This is a genomic window from Hyphomicrobium sp. (assembly GCF_003987855.1).
GTDB lineage: Bacteria > Pseudomonadota > Alphaproteobacteria > Rhizobiales > Hyphomicrobiaceae > Hyphomicrobium_B.
This window is the reverse complement of record NZ_RXIZ01000015.1, coordinates 322,920-339,938: the sequence shown is the minus strand read 5'-3', so window position 1 is coordinate 339,938 and position 17,019 is coordinate 322,920. Positions and strand designations below refer to the sequence as shown.

Sequence of the window (17,019 nt, the reverse complement as noted above, 5' to 3'; positions counted from 1 at the left end):
TCGCCGCGACGGCAGATGTCAAGAAATCGTACGGGCCGGATCAAATGATCCGGCCCGTTTCTGTTACATGTCCACCCTGACGGCCGACACAGGGAGAAGTTCAAGATGGCTAACCGGCTCAAGGGAAAAATTGCGATCATCTCAGGTGGGTCCACGGGCATGGGAGGCGCTTCCTCGCTTCTGTTTGCTGCCGAGGGCGCCGCGGTCGGCGTGATCGACCGTCGCGAGAAAGAAGGGCAGGCCGTCGTTGATGAGATCAACGCGAAAGGCGGTAAGGCCGTGTTCGTTGCGGCAGACGTCGCCGATGAGGGACAGGTCAACGACGCAGTCAAGAAGGTGACTTCGGCTCTCGGACAGGCCAACGTGCTGTTCAATCACGCTGGCACGATCATCATCAAACCTTTCCTCGAGATGACACTGAAGGAATGGGAATGGCTGATGGGAATCAATGTCACGAGCATGTTCCTCATGACGAAAGCGGTGCTGCCGGGCATGATCGAGATGGGCGGCGGATCGATCGTGTGCACATCGTCAATCTCGGCAATCGCGGCAACCCCGCTTGAAACCGCTTACAATACGTCCAAAGCTGCGTGCCACATGTTTGCCCGGTCGATCGCGGTCGAATATCGCGACAAGGGTATTCGCTGCAATGCCGTCGCGCCGGGTTTCGTCGCAACGCCGCACGGACTGCGCGAAGTGGCCGAGTTGCAGAAGCTGGGCGTCGATGCGTCAGAGGCAGCGCTCGCTGTGCAGCAGGGCCGTCTTTGCAAACCTGAAGAAGTAGCGAACGCCGCCCTCTTCCTCGCGAGCGACGAAGCGAGCTTCGTCAACGGGGCGTCGATCTTCGTCGATAACTGCTTTACGGCGGTTTGATTTCCCGCCTTCTCGAACGCGTTGCGCTGCGCGCGCGTTCGAGGATCCGCGGTAAGACGACCGCTTATAGCTCGTGGCTTAGCTATCCGATCAGCTCGGAGCCCTTATGGCCTTCTATCAAGAACTGGGACTCGTCCTTCAGATTGACCCCAGACAATCCACGACGGAAGGCCTCGCGCAATAGCCAGGACGTCTTGAATGCGGCTTCTTCATAGGAGAGGCCACGCTGACGGACGTTGGAAATGCAGTTCCGGTCAGCATCCTTCAAGCCCACACGCGGCGAGAAAGTGATGTAGACGCCGAGACTGTCGGGTGACGACAATCCCGGCCGCTCGCCGATCAAGACGAGTACCGCCTTGCTGCCAAGGATTTCTCCTGACTCATCTCCCAGCGCAACGCGCGCGTCGTCGGCAAGAAGGATGGGCGAGAGCTTCCAGCCCGACTTCGTGACATGGGGGAGTAGAGCGGCGAGATAAGGGATCGTATTTGCCGCCACCGCCATCGACGACAGGCCGTCTCCAACGAGAACGACCAGATCGGGGCGGCCGCTTTCCATCTCGGCTGCGCGCATCAGCGCTTCGCGAGAATGATCTGACAGCTTGCGCCCAAGATCGGGACGGCGAAGATACTCCGAACGATCGCTGGTCGCGCTTGAGATTCGGAGCGTCGCAAGGCCGAGATCGGCAAGCCCCTTCTCGATTGGATTCCAATCGATCGGCGTGGTCACCGCATCGCGCGCCATCGCGTGAGAGAGCGCGAAGTTCAGCACTTCGTGCGTAGGCATCGCCGAACCGGACCGGCCGAGGCCGATGCGCGCGTCCGTGAATTGCTTCAGGTTGGCCCAGGGGTCAGCTGTCATCTTATGCGGCCAATGCTTGCGCGTGAGAGAGGAGCGGATTGCCCGGGCGATGAGGCGCAAGGTGCCCACTGGCATCGGTCACCCCAATTTTCGTCAGCCACGCATCAAATTCCGGGGCGCGTTTGAGGCCCAGCGCTTCACGCACATAGAGCGCGTCGTGGAATGACGTCGACTGATAATTCAGCATGATGTCGTCTGCGCCGGGAATGCCCATGATGAAATTGACGCCGGCGGCGCCCAGCATCATCAGCAAAATGTCCATGTCGTCCTGGTCGGCCTCGGCATGGTTGGTGTAGCAGATATCGCAACCCATCGGCAGCCCGAGGAGCTTGCCGCAGAAATGGTCTTCAAGGCCCGCGCGAATGATTTCCTTGCCGTTGTAGAGATACTCCGGGCCGATGAAACCGACGACGGTATTTACCAGCAGTGGCTTGAACTGTCGCGCGACGGCATAGGCGCGAGTCTCGAGCGTCTGCTGATCGCACCCATGATGCGCGTCAGCGGATAGGGCGGAGCCCTGTCCGGTTTCGAAGTACATGCAGTTATCGCCGACGGTGCCGCGCTTCAGACTTAGGGCCGCATCGCGGCCCTCCTTGAGATGGGCAAGCGTGACGCCGAAGGAGGAATTGACCCCTTCAGTTCCGCCGATCGACTGGAAAACAAGGTCGACAGGTGCGCCTTTTGCGATCGCATCGATGGTTGTGGTGACGTGGGTGAGCACGCAGCTTTGCGTCGGAATCTCGAAACGGCGGATCACGTCGTCCATCATCACCAGCAGGTCTGTGATAGCCCCGATGTTGTCGCTGGCCGGATTGATGCCGATGACGGCATCGCCACATCCGTACATCAGGCCGTCAACCATGGAGGCTGCGATGCCCTTCTTGTCGTCGGTCGGATGATTGGGCTGGAGACGCGCGGACATGTGCCCCGGCAAGCCAATAGTGTCTCGGAATTTGGTGATTACGTGCGCCTTTTTCGCTCCCAGCACGAGATCCTGGTTCCGCATGATCTTGGAGACAGCAGCAATCATCTCCGGCGTCAGTCCCGGCGCGAGAGCCGACACCTTTTGCGGCGTTGCCTTTTCAGAGAGCAGCCAGTCGCGGAACTCGCCGACAGTCATATGCGAAACCGGCGCGAAGGCCGTCGCATCGTGGCTATCGATAATGAGGCGCGTGACGTCGTCCTGTTCGTAAGGAATGATCGCCTCATTCAGGAATTGCTTCAGTGGCACATCGGCAAGCGCCATCTTGGCGGCGACGTTCTCGGCGGCGGATTTAGCGGCCACTCCAGCGAGCACATCGCCGGAACGTGGTGGTGTCGCCTTTGCCAGAAGCTCCTTCAAGGAAGAGAACGTGTACGTCGTACCGCCCGCGTGCACCCGATACATGGCTCGCCTCCAGAGGTTACCGCTCGCTTGCACCATAAGGTCAGCGGCGCATAAGCGTCAATTCGTGCTGCCGAGTCTCGCTTCTTAAGAAGTCACCCTTTTAAGCGCACTTCGCGGCGCACTCCGGGATGGGGACGAGACGCGGCTTGAGCTTGGCGAGATCGGCGACGCCCGAAATGAAGACTTCGATCGAGTCGTTGAAGACCGCGTTCGGATCGAGGTTCTTCAGAGCCGGGATGAGATCCTGGGTGGCGTGATACATCTTCGGATCGAGATTATTGAGTTCGGCCTCTTCGGCCGGACCGATCGCCTTTAGAAGTCCTTCGGCTTCTGCAAGCGCAAAGCCCAATACGAACGCATAGAAGGCAAGGCCGAGACCCGCAGCAGATGCGTCCGGCAGGCCAGCACGCCGCAAGGCGCAGTAGACGATCTCACTGGAGATATGATCGGCAGGACCGGTCGCGTTATAGCGAAAATGCAGAGGAAAGACGCGCGGGTGCCGGTGCGCGAGCAGTCGGTATGCGTTGGCGACTGCTTTCAAGTCGGCGCGCCAATTCTTGGTGGCGGAGGGCATTTCGACACTCCGCAATGCGTAATCGGCAACAGCGCGCAGCAGTTCATCCTTCGAACCGAAGTGGTGCAGGATCGTCATCGGATCTACTCCGATGGTTGCAGCCAATTTGCGGATCGAGAAGGAGATCTCTCCGACTTCGTCGAACAAATTGAAAGCAGCATCCAGTATGTCCAGCCGATCGACGCCGCGTCGTGCTCGAGATTTAGGTTCTGCCGACATTAGCCCGCCGCCTCTTGACTTCTACGGTGTAGAGTTTAGACTGCTAAAGCTTCAAGATGCAAGCCATGCCCGATCATATTTGTGTTTGGTCCGGACTACCGGTGAGAACAACGCCGCGAGGATTATGCCGTTATGGCGCTGGTAGATATCGAGGATCCGGCCTATTACCGAGGCAGTGATTTTCCTCACTGCCATAGGGCGTCGCGTGCCATGCACAGCATCCCGCATCCAAAACGCGAGCTTATGAAGCTCTGTGCACGCATCGGCTACACGCCGCACTAACCCTCCTAGCCTTTCAAGTCCGGGCTGATGGCCCGTCCAATTTTACCTTTTTCGCTGGAGGCTTTCCCGTGTCCAACCGTATCCCTACCAAGCAGATTCAGCAGCTCGACGCACAGCACCATCTTCATCCGTTTTCGGATCATCAATCGCTCCGCGGCAGCGGAAGCGTTCGCGTGATCGTCAAAGGCGAAGGTCCGTACGTCATCGATAGCGAGGGTCATCGAATCCTTGACGGGATGGCGGGCCTTTGGACGACAAATATCGGCTACGGCAACAAAGAGCTGGCGCAAGCCGCCTACGATCAGATGGTCGAACTGCCGTTTTACAATACGTTCTTCAAGACGACGCATCCGCCGGTGGTAGCGCTGGCACGCAAGCTCGCCGAGATAGCTCCAGCAAATCTCAATCAGGTATTTTTCGGCTCATCCGGCTCGGAATCCAACGACACGGCAATCCGCCTCATTCGGCATTACTGGACGCTAAAAGGCGAGCCCAAGCGGCGCATCATCATCAGCCGCAAGAACGCGTATCATGGCTCGACGATCGCTGCGGGATCAATGGGCGGCATGAGCCATGTCCATCAGCATAGCTATCCCGTGTACGAAGGTTTCCGTCATGTGATGGACCCCTACTGGTACGGGGACTCATTCCCCGGCGAGACGCCCGAGGCATTCGGCCTTCGCGCCGCGCGCGCGATCGAAGAAGAAATTCTACGTTGCGGCCCCGAAAACGTCGCGGCATTCGCTGGTGAACCCGTACAGGGCGCAGGTGGCGTCAAGATCGCGCCCTCCACTTACTGGCCCGAAGTTCAGCGCATCGTCGACAAGTACGGCATCCTGCTGCTCGCTGATGAAGTCATCACCGGTTTCGGCCGCGTGGGCACGTGGTTTGCTTCGGAATTCTACGGAATCCGGCCAAATCTAATCACATTCGCCAAGGCAGCGACGTCAGGATATATCCCGCTATCCGGCGTGCTCGTCGACGACAAGATCGTTGAAGCGCTGATGGCGAAGGACGATGACTTCAACCACGGATACACGTTCTCGGGCCATCCGGTGGCGTGCGCAGTGGCTCTGAAAAACTTGGAGATCATGGAGCGCGAGCGGCTCGTGCCGAAGGTCAAAGAGACCACCGGACCGGCGCTTGCGAAGCTCTTTGCGCGCTTCAAGGATCATCCGCTCGTCGGCGAAGTCCGCACGATTGGCATGCTGGGCGCCATCGAACTCGTCGCCGATAGGAGAACACGCCGCCGCTTCGACAACCCCGGCCGAGTGGGCCTCATCTGCCGCGATCACTTCTTCCGCGAAGGCTTCATCATGCGTGCCGTCTACGACACGATGGTGTGCGCACCGCCGTTGATCTGGACGGAAGAACAGTTCGAAGAGGCAGGACGCGTGATTCAAAAGGCGCTCGATATGACGCTTTCGGCCGTTCAAGGAGAGATGGCTGCATGAGCCGGCCAGTCGTCGTAATTCCTTGCAGCACGGAAACCGTCAGCGGCTTGATCTCGGATACGGTGGGGCGGAAGTACTGCGCCGCCGTAGCCGAGGGCAGCGAATGTCAGCCGCTCCTTCTTCCTGTCGGGAAGGGACTTTCCGATATCGGGTCGGTGCTCGCCATCGCGTCGGGCATCTTGCTGACAGGCGCTATCTCCAACGTCCATCCTGAAAACTATGGGCTGGAGGAGCCGGTTTTGCCTGAGGCGATCGACCGCGATCGCGATGCCGTGACACTGCCGCTCATCCGCGCGGCGGTGGAGCGCAAGGTTCCGATCATGGCTATCTGCCGGGGCTTTCAGGAACTCAACGTCGCGCTTGGCGGCTCGCTCCATCAGGCCGTTCATACCGTCGAGGGCTTCGCCGACCATCGCGAGCCGAAGGTCACCGATTTCGACGTGATGTTTGCGCCGCGCCATCCGGTCACGCTGACCGGAGAACTCAAGACATGGCTCGGCCAGGATCGGATCATCGTCAATTCCCTTCATGGGCAGGGGATACGAGATCTCGCCAAACCTCTCGTCGCCGAGGCGTTCGCGGAGGACGGCTTGGTCGAAGCCGCCCGCGTCGCCGCCGGCAATCCGTTCTCACTTGGCGTGCAGTGGCATCCCGAGTGGCAGCTCCGTTCCAACCCAGCATCCCTGGCGCTGTTCCGCCGCTTCGGTGACGCCGCAAGAGGTATGATCGCAAAAGGCCAGGCCGCATGACCGATAATTTTCTGACAGTTGAAGAAGCCTCTGAATTCCTCGACGCCAATCCAACCGTTTCATGGATCGACATCCTGCTGTTCGATATGAACGGCATGCCGCGTGGAAAGCGGATGCGCAGGGGTGACCTTCTTGGCGCGGCGAAGAATGGACTTTTGCTCCCAGCATCTGTCTACGTTCTCGATCCGCGCGGAAACTCTATCGCAGAGACAGGACGTCTCTGGGAGACTGGCGACCACGATATTCCGTTCCGAGTGCTCTCCGGCACATTAAGGCCCGTGCCCGTCGGCAACCGAACGCACGCGCAAGGCGTGATGGTTCCGGTCGATGCCTGCGATATGGATCCGCGGGCGGTGCTCGCGACACAGGTCGATCGTCTCGCACAAGCGGGCCAGAAGCCGATCGTCGCCGTCGAACTTGAATTTTATGTCACACGACGGATGCCGGACGGAAATTTCAGTCTGGTGACGCCGCCTGGGCTGTCTGCTGATCCGGAACGTCCAATGACGTTCGGTTTCGAGGAGATGGATTCGCTCGGCCCCTTCATCGACGATGTCTATCGCATTGCCGATGCGCAGGGCCTCCCTGTCGACGCCGTGATGCAGGAATCGGGGCCCGGTCAGTTCGAGATCAACCTAAAGCACAGCGAAGCTATGACGGCAGCGCTCGATGGCGTCCTGCTGAAGCGCGCTGTGAAGGCCGCAGCCCGCGCCCACGATCTCGAAGCGACATTCATGGCAAAGCCGCACCATGATTGGACCGGTTCGGGCATGCACATTCACGTGAGCCTCATCGATCCGCAAGGAAACAATCTCTTTGCGGGCGATCCGATGGCGCCCATGTTCCGGCACGCCATTGGCGGCCTGCAGGCATCCATGCCGGATTTCATGGCCGTTTGGGCGCAATCGGCGAACGCGTATCGCCGCTATGTACCGGAATCCTATGTGCCGATGGCGGCGCATTGGGGATTCAACAATCGGACCGTAGCGCTGCGCGTGCCGTGCTGCTCAGGACCAGCCACACGTATCGAGCATCGCGTCTCGGGTGCCGATGCCAACCCGTTCCTCGTTATCGCAGCGATCTTGGGTGGAGTGCGGCACGGGCTCATCAACCGTATCGATCCGGGCCAACATGCGGAAGGCAACGCCGAAGAGCTCGACGGGCCCACATTGCCGACGTCGTGGGTCAACGCGCTCAGCCGATTCCGTTCCTCGGACATTGTGCGCGACGCTTTCGGCGCAACCTTCCAGGACATCTACTATCGCTTGAAGGAAACGGAGCGGATCAGCTTCGAACGCATCGTTACCTCGCTCGATTACGAGTGGTACGCTCAGGTTGCATAGGATTTCACCATCATGACATCGCTCGCCCACTTTGAAGCCGTCGCCGGATCAATCAAGCTTCCGGGCGAGGCGGTGATCGACGGCAAATTGGTCGGCAGCGTCTCGGGAAAAACTTTTGCCAATGTCACCCCGCGCAACGGGCGCGTGCTCAATCATGTCGCGCAGTGCGGACCGGAGGACGTCGACCTCGCCGTGAAAAGCGCGCGTCGCGCGTTCGAGGACGGGGCGTGGCGCAAGCTGCACTATCGCGAGAAAAAGCGCATCCTTTTCAAGCTCGCCGAGCTGATGGAACGCGACATCGAAACGTTAGCGGTTCTGGAAAGCCTTGATGTCGGCAAACCTATTTCCAATGCGCTCGGTGGCGATGTTCCGAACGCAATTCGGACGCTTCGGTATTACGCCGAAGCGCTCGACAAGATTTACGGCGAGGTTGCGCCGGAGGCTCCGGATCGCTTCTCATTCGTGCTTCACGATCCGCTAGGTGTCATCGGCGCAATCGTACCGTGGAATTTCCCGCTGCACATGGCGATGTGGAAGGTTGCTCCGGCCTTGGCGATGGGTAATTCCGTCGTGCTGAAGCCGGCGGAACAATCACCGCTCACGGCCCTCAAACTTGGTGAATTGGCTCTCGAAGCCGGTCTGCCGGCCGGGGTTCTGAACGTCGTCCCGGGGTTCGGCGCAGAGGCCGGCAAGGCGCTCGCGCTGCACAATGATGTCGACATGATCGCTTTCACCGGCTCGGGGGCCGTCGGAAAGCTGCTCATGCAGTATTCGGGACAGAGCAACTTGAAGCGCGTCAGCCTTGAGCTCGGCGGAAAGTCCCCACACATCGTATTCGCGGACTGCCCGGATCTCGATCGCGCCGCGACGGAAGCGGCGTGGGGGATATTTTATAATTCAGGGCAGGTATGCACTGCCGGATCTCGTCTCCTCGTACAAGACGCGATAGCCGATGATTTCACCAATCGGCTCATAACGGTTGCCCGAAAAATCGTTGCCGGCGATCCACTCGAGCCGACGACGACATCGGGCGCTATGGTCAGCGAAGAACAGATGAAGACTGCGCTACGCTATATCGAGACAGCGAAACGCGAGGGCGGTTCATTGGCACTCGGCGGCAACCGCACGCGCGCGGAGAGTGGCGGCTTTTACGTTGAGCCCACCGTCTTCGATAGCGTGACGCCCGAGAACACGCTGGCGCGAGAGGAAGTCTTTGGGCCGGTGCTGGCGATTACGCGCTTCAAGGAAGCGGATGACGCCATCCGTATCGCCAATGACAGCAACTACGGTCTAGCGGCGGGACTTTGGACGAAAGACATTACCCTCGCCCACCGCGCCGCCCGCGAGATCCGTGCCGGGCTCGTCTGGATCAACGGCTGGGACAGCTGCGACATCACGATGCCGTTCGGCGGCTTCAAGCAGTCCGGCTTCGGTCGCGATCGCTCGCTGCACGCACTACATAAGTATGCCGACTTAAAGTCGGTCTCAATCACACTCTGACGCCCCCCGGAGACAGTGAAATGAACGTCAAGCCATCAACTCCCTTTCCCTCAGCCGCCTTCATCGACGGCGAATGGGTGACTTCGAAAAAGACCTTTCCTGTTCTCGATCCGGCGACGGGCGAAAAGCTTGTCGATGTTCCGGATCTGACGCCTGAGGACGCCAAGCGCGCCATCGATGCGGCGCATAAGGCCTTTCCCGCATGGGCGGCTAAGCCGGCCAAAGAACGCGCGCAGATCCTGCGGAAGTGGTTCGAACTCATCGTTGCTGAGACCGAACCTCTCGCCCAGCTCATGACGGCCGAACAGGGCAAGCCGCTGACGGAATCTCGCGGCGAGGTTGGTTACGGCGCCTCGTTCATCGAGTGGTTCGCGGAAGAAGGAAAGCGCGCTTACGGCCATACGATTCCGACGACGATCGCTTCGCGTCGTTATCTAACGATCAAGCAACCGATCGGCGTCTGCGCGGCAATCACGCCGTGGAACTTCCCAATCGCGATGATCACCCGCAAGGTTGGTTGTGCGCTTGCTGCCGGCTGTACGATCGTCGTGAAGCCATCGGAAGAGACGCCTCTCTGCGCGCTCGCGCTCGCGAAGCTGGCACAGGATGCTGGCGTGCCGCCCGGCGTTTTCAACGTGATTACGACGCTCGATGGTCCTGGCATCGGCAAGGTGCTGACGGCCGATGACCGCGTGCGGAAGCTGACGTTCACCGGCTCGACGGAAGTCGGCCGGATTCTCTATCGGCAGTGCGCCGACACGATCAAGAAGCTGACGCTCGAACTCGGCGGTAATGCGCCGCTCATCATTTTCGACGACGCCGACCTGAAGCAGGCGGTCGCCGGAACGATGGCGTCGAAATTTCGCAATGCAGGGCAGACATGCGTTTGCGCCAATCGAATTCTCGTTCAGGCGGGGATTTTCGACAAGTTCGTTGCGGCCCTGAAAGAAGAAGCAGGCAAGCTCGTGGTTGCGCCCGGTCGCGATGCGAAGTCCACGATCGGACCGCTGATCAACGCCGAAGCCATCGACAAGGTGAAGACGCTGCTGGCGGGGGCCGTTTCGGGAGGAGCAAAGGTCGAAATGGGTGGCCAGCCCGACAGCCATGGGCCGCTTTTCTTCCAGCCGACAGTCGTCACCGGTGTCACGACCGAAATGACGATCGCCAATGAGGAGATCTTCGGTCCGGTCGCGTCCCTCATTCGATTTGAAACGGAGGCCGATGCGATCCGCATCGCCAACAGCACACCGTTCGGTCTCGCCGCCTACCTATTCAGTCAGAATGTCTCGCGCGCCTGGCGCGTGGCGGAAGCGCTGGAAGCTGGCATGGTCGGCGTAAACGAGGGCGTGTTCTCGAATGAGGTTGCGCCCTTCGGAGGCATCAAGCAGTCCGGCCTCGGCCGCGAGGGCGCCGACGAAGGCCTTAACGAATATCTCGAAACAAAAATGATCTGCCTTGGCGGCATCAACGCCTAGCAGTCAAGTTTCGGCGGAGCATTTGAATTATTGCTCCGCCGACGCGCTTCGATCCTCGCATTCGAACCACGAAGGATTCCCATGGCTACCTCAGCCGAGCTCCAGGCCCGCCGCGTCGCCGCCGTTCCGAGGGGCGTTGGCAACGTGACTCAAATCTTCGCCAAAACCGCGAAGAACGCCGAAATCTGGAGTGAGGACGGAAAGCGCTACATCGACTTCGGCGCTGGCATCGCCGTCGTCAATACCGGGCACCAGCATCCGCGGCTGGTAAAGGCGGTGGAAGATCAGCTGAAATCATTCAGCCACGTCTGCTTCCAGGTGACCCCTTATGAGAACTACGTAAGCCTCGCCGAGAGACTTAACGCTGTCGCCCCCGTGCCCGGACCGGCCAAGACGATGCTGGCGTCCACGGGTGCTGAAGCCGTCGAGAACGCGGTCAAGGTGGCCCGCGCGTTCACAGGACGATCCGGCATCATTTCGTTCGCGGGCGGCTTTCACGGACGCACCCTCATGGGCATGGCCCTGACGGGTAAGGTCGTGCCCTACAAGAAGGGCTACGGCCCCTTCCCTGCCGACGTCTACAATGTCGAATTCCCGAACCTCTATCACGGAGGAAGCAGCGAGCAGAGCATCAAGAGCCTGAAGTCGCTCTTCAAGCATACGGCAGATCCTTCAAGTATTGCCGGGATCATCATTGAGCCGGTGCAGGGCGAAGGCGGCTTCAACATCGTGCCGAAGGACTTCATGGTCGCGCTGCGCAGCCTTTGCGACGATCATGGAATTCTGCTCATCGCCGACGAGATCCAGACCGGATTCGCACGCACAGGCAAAATGTTCGCGATGGAGCACTACGGCGTGAAGGCCGACGTGGTCACGATGGCGAAAGGCTTGGCTGGCGGTCTGCCTTTGTCGGCGATCGTCGGACGAGCCGATGTAATGGATGCCTCGAACCCGGGCGGGCTAGGTGGCACGTACGCGGGCAATCCCCTCGCCTGTGCGTCCGCGCACGCCGTTCTCGACGTGATCGCGGAAGAGAAACTGTGCGATCGCGCCAACGCCATCGGCAAAATCATCATGGATCGCTGCTCGGCGCTTCAGAACAATTCGAACCTCAATTGTATCGGGGATGTGCGCGGTCTGGGCGCCATGTGCGCGGTCGAGCTGGTGAAAGACAAGGCCAGCGGCGAACCCGCTCCGGAACTGACCGCCGCGCTTCTCAAATCTGCAAGCGACCGCGGCCTCATTCTGCTGTCTTGCGGCACCTATGGCAACGTCATCCGTTTCCTGGTGCCCCTGACAGCGAGCGATGACCTCGTTCGTGAAGGCATGGATGTTTTCGAAGCAGCACTGACGGACGCCGTCGCGAAGGCAGCTTAATCATTGGTCCCGGCCAGTCCGGGACGGCTCGAAGGGACCAGCCCAATGAACGTACAGATCAAACCCAATGACCTTGCATCCTTTTGGATGCCGTTTACCGCAAACAAGCAGTTCAAGGCCAACCCTCGGCTCTTCGTCGGCGCCAAGGACATGCATTACGTCACGAATGATGGTCGCAAGGTGCTCGATGGCACGTCGGGACTTTGGTGCGTCAACGCTGGTCACTGCCGTCCCAAAATCGCAGAGGCAATCAAGCAGCAGGTCGAGACGCTCGATTTCGCCGGCACGTTCCAGATGGGTCATACGCGCGCCTTCGAAGCCGCAAGCCGCTTGACGGCGATTGCGCCTGAAGGGTTCAACCACGTGTTTTTCACCAACTCAGGTTCTGAGTCGGTTGAGACGGCGCTCAAAATGGCGCTGGCGTATCACCGCGCGAAGGGGAACGCTACGAAGGTCCGTTTGATCGGACGCGAGCGGGGGTACCACGGCGTCAACTTCGGCGGCATGTCGGTTGGCGGCATCGCTCCGAACCGAAAGATGTTCGGGGCTCTAGTCGCCGGCGTTGACCATATCCGCCATACGCACGATCTTTCCAAGAACGCCTTCACGCGCGGCGAGCCTGAGCATGGCGCTGAGCTGGCCGACGACCTAGAACGCCTCGTCGCGCTGCATGACGCTTCGACGATCGCCGCGGTTATCGTCGAGCCCGTCGCTTGCTCCACGGGCGTGCTCATCCCGCCGAAGGGCTATTTGAAGCGCCTGCAAGCGATCGCCAAGAAGCACGACATCCTGCTGATCGCAGACGAAGTCATCACGGCCTTCGGCCGTCTCGGCATGCCGTTCGGTTCCGACTACTTTGGGATTTCACCCGACATCATCACCACAGCCAAGGGGGTCACCAACGGCACCATTCCGATGGGCGCCGTGTTCGTGAAATCCCACATCCACGACGCGTTCATGAACGGACCGGAGTGGATGATCGATTTCTTCCACGGCTACACGTACTCGGGACATCCCGTTGCGGCCGCGGCGGCTATCGGAACACTCGACACCTACGCGGAAGAAGGTCTGCTGACGCGGGCTACCGAGCTTGCTCCCTATTGGGAAGAGCGCGTTCATGCCTTGAAGGACCTGCCCCACGTCATCGATGTGCGCAACATCGGGCTTATCGGAGCCATCGAGTTCAACCCGGATCCGGCGCAACCAGGAAAGCGTGCCTATGAGCGCTTCGTCAAGGCGTTCGAGGATGGCATCCTCGTTCGCCAGACGGGCGACATCATTGCGCTCTCGCCGCCGCTCATCATCTCTAAGGCGCAGATTGACGAGCTGTTCGACACCTTCACCAAAGTGCTGAAGACGGCGAGTTGAAATCCGCCCTCCTCCCCCTGGGGAGAAATAGGTGCGCCTGACCCGGCGAGGGAGCTGTTTGGCCGAATGAACGCATCCCTCACCCAGACCCTCTTCAGAGCAGAGAGGGAAACGCGATCGAAATGAGAGACACCTTCCAATGCACATGATCGAAAACGCCATTGACGGCCGCCGCGCTGCGGTTCATGCCGCGCGCACGCAGGCTGTCTTCAATCCGGCGACGGGCGAGGAGGTAGCTCGGCTGCCGCTCTCCAGCGTCGAGGACCTCAATGCCGCGGTCGCGGCTGCAAAGAAGGCTGCCCTTTCATGGGGCACGACGCCCCCGATGAAGCGGGTGCGGCCACTCTTCAAGTTCAAAGAACTGCTGGAGAAGAACGCCGACGAAATCGCGCGTGCAATCTCGCGCGAACATGGCAAGACACACGCCGACGCGCTTGGGGAACTGGCGCGCGGCATCGATGTCGTCGATTTCGCCTGCGGAATTCCGCACCTTCTCAAGGGCGAGTTCAGCCGCAATGTCGGTCCGGATATCGACAGCTGGTCGGACAGACAGCCGCTCGGTGTCGTGGCAGGCATCACACCGTTCAACTTCCCGGCCATGGTGCCGATGTGGATGTTTCCCGTCGCCATCGCATGCGGAAATACCTTCATTCTGAAGCCTTCCGAGCGCGATCCGTCGGCGCCGATGCTGATCTGGGAACTGTTTCAGCAGGCGGGTCTTCCAGCCGGCGTTTTCAACATCGTCCACGGCGACAAAACGATCGTCGACGCCATTCTCGACCATCCCGATATCTCTGCCGTGTCCTTCGTGGGATCGACGCCCGTCGCGCAATATATCTACGCTCGCGGTTCGGCGAACGGAAAGCGCGTGCAGGCGCTCGGCGGCGCGAAGAATCACATGATCGTCATGCCGGATGCCGACATGGATCAGGCGGTCGATGCATTGATGGGAGCCGGCTATGGCTCCGCCGGTGAACGCTGCATGGCGATCTCCGTCGCGGTGCCGGTAGGCGATAAGACTGCCGACAAGCTTGTCGAGGCACTCGCGCCGCGCGTTCGCTCGCTTAAGGTTGGCCCGGCGACGGACCCAGAGTCCGAGATGGGTCCGGTCGTAACCGCCGATGCGAAGCGAAAGATCACAGCATTGATCGACAAGGGTGTCGCGGAAGGCGCGAAGATTGTCGTCGATGGTCGCGGGCTAACGCTCCAGGGCTACGAGAATGGGTATTTCCTCGGCGGCACGCTGTTCGATCACGTCACGCGGGACATGACGATCTATCGCGAAGAAATCTTTGGGCCGGTGCTCTCGGTCGTTCGCGCGAAAAACTACGACGAGGCCGCCGATCTCATCAACACGCACGAGTACGGCAACGGTACCGCAATCTTCACGCGCGACGGCGATACCGCGCGCGCCTTTGCCGATAGGATCGAGGTCGGCATGGTTGGCATCAACGTGCCGCTTCCTGTTCCCGTCGCCTACCATTCGTTCGGCGGATGGAAGCGATCGATATTCGGCGACCATGCCATCTACGGGCCGGAGGGCGTGCACTTCTACACGCGTTTGAAGACGGTAACGGCAAGGTGGCCCGCCGGCATTCGCAAGGGCGCGGAATTCAACTTCCCCAGCCTGAAGTAGCAGCGCAGGCAGAGGGATTGGCCGCCCTTAGATCGGCTATGCTTGGGATGATCGCAAAAACGGCGCCTGGATCTCACGATCCGGCGCCGTTCGATTATCTAGTTACTCGACGTCTAGCGAAGATAGGGGCAGACCCGCTCGACACCGCGGCCGTCGATATACGTGCCGGTGCGATAGCTGAAGTCCGGGAAGTCGCGCGCGCAGCGATCCATATCGCGCGGGGCGGCGCGGTGCTCGGAAATGGCCGCCGCGATGATAGCGCCTCCGATAATGCCGCCGACGAGCGCGCCCGGACCCCAACCCCATCCACCATGCCGCCAGCCAACCTGGGTTGCGGGTCCGGCATTATGAGAGACGACCGGAACGCTGGCGCTGAATGGTGTCGCTGCCGCTTGCTCGGTTGCCGCAAAGGTTGCGGTGAGCGTCGCTGCGACAAGTGTCGAAGCAATGAATTTTTTCGATTTCGTCATCGTACGTTCCCACAGAAACGGTGTGCCTATCCGCGAAACGCGGTCGACGGATTCAATCCGTCGCTTACCCGAAAACGATCATGATTGCTGATGATTCGTTGAAGCGAGGTTGCATCGGCTTCGCGTCATTTCGAAGGCGATCCGCCGCCATCGCCGGCGCTAGAACACGAACGCTTATCACGCATTTAAAATAAGAAAGCCGGTCGCTCCGGGGGGACTTAGAGCGACCGGCTGGATGGCCGCCGGTGAGGGATCCAGCGGCACGGGGGTTCGTAGACTTCACTCGGCGGCGATGCGCGCGTTTTTGCTGCCTTCGAGGCTATCAAATCCGAGCGACGCTGCGACGGCGGCGTGAGTGATGCGACCGCCCTTTACGTTCAAGCCTGCTGCGAGATGGGGATCGCGATCGAAGGCTGCAAGACCCTTATCCGCAAGCTTCAGGACGAATGGCAGCGTTGCGTTATTGAGTGCTTGCGCCGACGTGACAGGGACAGCGCCGGGCATGTTCGCTACGCAGTAGTGAATGACGCCATCGACTTCGAAGGTCGGATGCGCGTGCGTCGTGGGCTTCGACGTTTCGAAGCAGCCGCCCTGATCGATCGACACGTCGACGAGCACAGCTCCCTTCTTCATGTCCTTCAACATTGCGCGCGTGACGAGCTTGGGTGCGCTCGCCCCGGCAACCAGCACCGCACCAACGACGACGTCTGCCGCAAGAACCTCGTTCTCGATCGTATCCATCGTGGAGGCGAGCGTGCGAACTCGGCCTTCGAACAGCTCGTCGAGCTGGCGCAGACGCGGAAGCGACCGATCGATGATCGAGACCTCGGCGCCGAGACCGGCCGCCATCCGTGCTGCATGCGTACCGACGACCCCGCCGCCGAGTACAACAACCTTTGCGGGCCTCACGCCCGGAACGCCGCCCATTAGGACGCCGCGGCCGCCGGTTGGGCGGCGCAGCGCTACGGCAGCGGCTTCAATCGAAAGACGCCCGGCGACTTCGCTCATTGGCGCAAGGAGCGGCAAGCCGCCATTCGCATCGGTCACGGTTTCGTAGGCAATTGCCGCGACGCCAGACTCCATCAAGCCGATGGCCTGCGGTGCATCCGGAGCGAGATGAAGATAGGTGAAAAGGATCTGATCCGATTTCAGCCGCTTCCATTCGACCTGCTGCGGTTCCTTCACCTTCACGATCATCTGGGCTTCGCCGAAGACGTCTTCGGCGGTCTTGACGATGCGAGCGCCAGCTTTCTCGTACGCGGCGTCATCAGCGAAGATGCCTGCGCCCGCCCCGGACTGAACGATCACCTCATGGCCGCGCGCAGCCAACTCGCGCACCGAGCCTGGGACCAGGCCGACGCGGAATTCGTCACTCTTAATTTCCGTGGGAACACCGATGCGCATGATCCGCTCCTGTAAAGCAGCTCCGATCTTCTACGGTGTAGGTTGTCAC

The 17,019-nt window shown here is 60.2% G+C and carries 14 protein-coding genes; 9 read left to right on the top strand and 5 right to left on the bottom strand.

Translation table 11 applies throughout. The features are described from left to right. Positions 1 to 105: 105 nt before the first annotated feature. Positions 106 to 873, top strand: coding sequence for an SDR family oxidoreductase (locus tag EKK30_RS14555; protein ID WP_290986204.1), 768 nt, complete (start codon positions 106 to 108; stop codon positions 871 to 873). An 82-nt stretch (positions 874 to 955) separates the two neighbouring features. Here the strand turns inward: EKK30_RS14555 and eutC are convergent, their stop codons facing one another. From eutC to EKK30_RS14540, 3 genes are all read right to left on the bottom strand, one after another. Then, positions 956 to 1,732: an ethanolamine ammonia-lyase subunit EutC gene (gene eutC, locus EKK30_RS14550; RefSeq protein WP_290986202.1), complete on the bottom strand. Its 777-nt coding sequence runs from the start codon at positions 1,730 to 1,732 to the stop codon at positions 956 to 958. Position 1,733: 1 nt separating this feature from the next. Continuing rightward, positions 1,734 to 3,119: an ethanolamine ammonia-lyase subunit EutB gene (locus tag EKK30_RS14545; RefSeq protein ID WP_290986200.1), complete on the bottom strand. Its 1,386-nt coding sequence runs from the start codon at positions 3,117 to 3,119 to the stop codon at positions 1,734 to 1,736. A 100-nt stretch (positions 3,120 to 3,219) separates the two neighbouring features. Beyond that, positions 3,220 to 3,912 (bottom strand): TetR/AcrR family transcriptional regulator, encoded by a 693-nt coding sequence (locus tag EKK30_RS14540; protein WP_290986199.1) that lies wholly within the window; start codon positions 3,910 to 3,912, stop codon positions 3,220 to 3,222. Positions 3,913 to 4,262: 350 nt separating this feature from the next. On the opposite strand from EKK30_RS14540, the gene EKK30_RS14535 reads away from it, so the two are divergent. The 8 genes from EKK30_RS14535 to EKK30_RS14500 all read left to right on the top strand — a co-directional run bounded on the left by EKK30_RS14535 (position 4,263) and on the right by EKK30_RS14500 (position 15,096). Then, positions 4,263 to 5,648 carry an aspartate aminotransferase family protein gene (locus tag EKK30_RS14535; protein ID WP_290986198.1) on the top strand — a complete coding sequence of 462 codons (1,386 nt, stop codon included), beginning with the start codon at positions 4,263 to 4,265 and terminating at the stop codon, positions 5,646 to 5,648. After that, the gene (locus EKK30_RS14530) at positions 5,645 to 6,397 is read left to right on the top strand and encodes a gamma-glutamyl-gamma-aminobutyrate hydrolase family protein (protein ID WP_290986197.1); all 753 of its coding nucleotides are present in this window, start codon (positions 5,645 to 5,647) and stop codon (positions 6,395 to 6,397) included. The genes EKK30_RS14535 and EKK30_RS14530 overlap by 4 nt, the downstream gene beginning before the upstream one ends. Continuing rightward, on the top strand, positions 6,394 to 7,740 hold the full coding sequence (locus EKK30_RS14525) for a glutamine synthetase family protein (protein ID WP_290986196.1): 1,347 nt from the start codon (positions 6,394 to 6,396) through the stop codon (positions 7,738 to 7,740). The genes EKK30_RS14530 and EKK30_RS14525 overlap by 4 nt, the downstream gene beginning before the upstream one ends. 12 nt (positions 7,741 to 7,752) lie before the next feature. Beyond that, a complete protein-coding gene (locus EKK30_RS14520; protein WP_290986195.1) occupies positions 7,753 to 9,240 on the top strand; it encodes an aldehyde dehydrogenase in 1,488 nt (495 codons plus the stop codon). Between the two features lie 20 nt (positions 9,241 to 9,260). Next, positions 9,261 to 10,715: an NAD-dependent succinate-semialdehyde dehydrogenase gene (locus tag EKK30_RS14515; RefSeq protein ID WP_290986193.1), complete on the top strand. Its 1,455-nt coding sequence runs from the start codon at positions 9,261 to 9,263 to the stop codon at positions 10,713 to 10,715. Positions 10,716 to 10,796: 81 nt separating this feature from the next. After that, positions 10,797 to 12,092, top strand: a complete 1,296-nt coding sequence (gene gabT, locus EKK30_RS14510) for a 4-aminobutyrate--2-oxoglutarate transaminase (protein ID WP_290986192.1) — start codon at positions 10,797 to 10,799, stop codon at positions 12,090 to 12,092. Positions 12,093 to 12,137: 45 nt separating this feature from the next. Continuing rightward, positions 12,138 to 13,460 (top strand): aspartate aminotransferase family protein, encoded by a 1,323-nt coding sequence (locus EKK30_RS14505; RefSeq protein ID WP_290986191.1) that lies wholly within the window; start codon positions 12,138 to 12,140, stop codon positions 13,458 to 13,460. A gap of 139 nt (positions 13,461 to 13,599) precedes the next feature. Next, positions 13,600 to 15,096, top strand: a complete 1,497-nt coding sequence (locus tag EKK30_RS14500) for a CoA-acylating methylmalonate-semialdehyde dehydrogenase (RefSeq protein ID WP_290986190.1) — start codon at positions 13,600 to 13,602, stop codon at positions 15,094 to 15,096. A 113-nt stretch (positions 15,097 to 15,209) separates the two neighbouring features. Here the strand turns inward: EKK30_RS14500 and EKK30_RS14495 are convergent, their stop codons facing one another. After that, on the bottom strand, positions 15,210 to 15,566 hold the full coding sequence (locus tag EKK30_RS14495) for a hypothetical protein (protein ID WP_290986189.1): 357 nt from the start codon (positions 15,564 to 15,566) through the stop codon (positions 15,210 to 15,212). A gap of 279 nt (positions 15,567 to 15,845) precedes the next feature. Then, positions 15,846 to 16,970: an alanine dehydrogenase gene (gene ald, locus EKK30_RS14490; RefSeq protein ID WP_290986188.1), complete on the bottom strand. Its 1,125-nt coding sequence runs from the start codon at positions 16,968 to 16,970 to the stop codon at positions 15,846 to 15,848. Positions 16,971 to 17,019: the final 49 nt, after the last annotated feature.

Excerpts from the sequence above, each read along its gene's own strand:
- eutC (WP_290986202.1), bottom strand. The coding sequence starts at position 1,732 with ATGACAGCTGACCCCTGGGCCAACCTGAAGCAATTCACGGACGCGCGC.
- EKK30_RS14495 (WP_290986189.1), bottom strand. The coding sequence starts at position 15,566 with ATGACGAAATCGAAAAAATTCATTGCTTCGACACTTGTCGCAGCGACG.
- EKK30_RS14515 (WP_290986193.1), top strand. The coding sequence starts at position 9,261 with ATGAACGTCAAGCCATCAACTCCCTTTCCCTCAGCCGCCTTCATCGAC.
- EKK30_RS14520 (WP_290986195.1), top strand. The coding sequence starts at position 7,753 with ATGACATCGCTCGCCCACTTTGAAGCCGTCGCCGGATCAATCAAGCTT.
- EKK30_RS14505 (WP_290986191.1), top strand. The coding sequence starts at position 12,138 with ATGAACGTACAGATCAAACCCAATGACCTTGCATCCTTTTGGATGCCG.
- EKK30_RS14525 (WP_290986196.1), top strand. The coding sequence starts at position 6,394 with ATGACCGATAATTTTCTGACAGTTGAAGAAGCCTCTGAATTCCTCGAC.
- EKK30_RS14530 (WP_290986197.1), top strand. The coding sequence starts at position 5,645 with ATGAGCCGGCCAGTCGTCGTAATTCCTTGCAGCACGGAAACCGTCAGC.
- gabT (WP_290986192.1), top strand. The coding sequence starts at position 10,797 with ATGGCTACCTCAGCCGAGCTCCAGGCCCGCCGCGTCGCCGCCGTTCCG.
- EKK30_RS14545 (WP_290986200.1), bottom strand. The coding sequence starts at position 3,119 with ATGTATCGGGTGCACGCGGGCGGTACGACGTACACGTTCTCTTCCTTG.
- EKK30_RS14500 (WP_290986190.1), top strand. The coding sequence starts at position 13,600 with ATGCACATGATCGAAAACGCCATTGACGGCCGCCGCGCTGCGGTTCAT.
- ald (WP_290986188.1), bottom strand. The coding sequence starts at position 16,970 with ATGCGCATCGGTGTTCCCACGGAAATTAAGAGTGACGAATTCCGCGTC.
- EKK30_RS14540 (WP_290986199.1), bottom strand. The coding sequence starts at position 3,912 with ATGTCGGCAGAACCTAAATCTCGAGCACGACGCGGCGTCGATCGGCTG.
- EKK30_RS14555 (WP_290986204.1), top strand. The coding sequence starts at position 106 with ATGGCTAACCGGCTCAAGGGAAAAATTGCGATCATCTCAGGTGGGTCC.